The sequence below is a fragment of the Luteibacter sp. P4_E6 genome (assembly GCF_056401535.1).
Window position 1 is genome coordinate 1 of sequence record NZ_JBFUJE010000842.1, and the last position, 1,177, is coordinate 1,177.

Consider the following 1,177-nt stretch of genomic DNA (forward strand, 5'->3'; position numbering starts at 1 on the left):
CTGTGAGAACGCGCAGTTACCGGTGCTCCCGCCACCTGCCTTTCAGTGAAATCGTCCCCGCTTCCGGCCAAAAAGCGTTGGAAGCTGGACCAGTCAAACTGTTCGCTCGTCGACGATGCCATTGAGATTCCTTCCGCTGCCATTAGTCACGAACGAGTGAATCCGCCTTGCGCATCGGAGTCTCCGCGCGGGCAAGGCACCTCGGCCGCCAGCGAGCGCCGTTGTGGCGCGCTCCCTGTGCGTCTCCACGCTACCGAGATGCCCGACATGATGCTTGCTCGGAATAGTCGATTGTTATGCGGAAAAATGCATACTGGCGTCTGAATCGAGAAGGTTACTGGCTTGGTTTTCTTCCGTTAGGCCGGTTTCCGGGCGCGCTCTCGTCTTGGCAGATCGCCCGATACACACTGGGTGGCACCCCAACGATGGCTTTGAACTGGCGCGCGAGCGCGCTCTGATCGGAAAAACCGCACGCCATGCTGATGGCCCCTATTGGCGTGGTTCCACGCAGCTGATGCATGGCCGCCTCGATGCGGATCTTGGTCAGGGCCTGATGCGGAGTTAATTGGAACACGCGACGAATCCGCCCATCCACGATGAGCGGCTGCTTTGAAGTCAGGCACCAGCCGGCCCCGAGGTTGTCGAAGACATGCACTTCCAGGTGACGATCGATCCGCTCGCCAGCGAGCACGCGTTGGTCCTGAGCTGCGTACGAAGCGGCCATGCCAGGCGGGAACAACTCCGTGACATGCCTACCCACAACATCGCTACGGTGTGTCAGCCGTAGCCGGCGAACCAGCGTTTGATTTGCATGGGTGTAGCGGCCGTCCGCGTCTTTTACGAAGAAGACGACATCGGTCAACGCATCGAACAAGCTTTCAAGCTGTTCGGCCGGAACGTTAAGGGCGCTGCACGGTTCCGAGACCACAGAAGTAACCTGTCAGTGTTTACGCATTCGAGCGACGCCGTTCCGCTAGTGATGGTCGGTGTAAATGCTGGTGTGAAGCCTCGTACTACCTGTGGCGAAAGCGCTGTCAGCGGCGGGTGTTTACCGTCAGGGGAAGGTCAGGTCCAAGCCAAGTTTCTTGCCGAAGGCGAAGGTGGCGAGCAACAGCGCCCCGGCCAACAGCACGAAGATGACGGCGAACAAAGCCACCTTGCCCGCCGTGCGTAGCAC

1 protein-coding gene is annotated in these 1,177 nt (G+C 59.6%); it reads right to left on the minus strand.

Translation table 11 applies throughout. The annotated features are described in order from the left end of the window. Positions 1 to 334 precede the first annotated feature (334 nt). Positions 335 to 928 carry a helix-turn-helix domain-containing protein gene (locus AC1DT2_RS23985; protein WP_477299202.1) on the minus strand — a complete coding sequence of 198 codons (594 nt, stop codon included), beginning with the start codon at positions 926 to 928 and terminating at the stop codon, positions 335 to 337. Between the last annotated feature and the right edge of the window lie 249 nt (positions 929 to 1,177).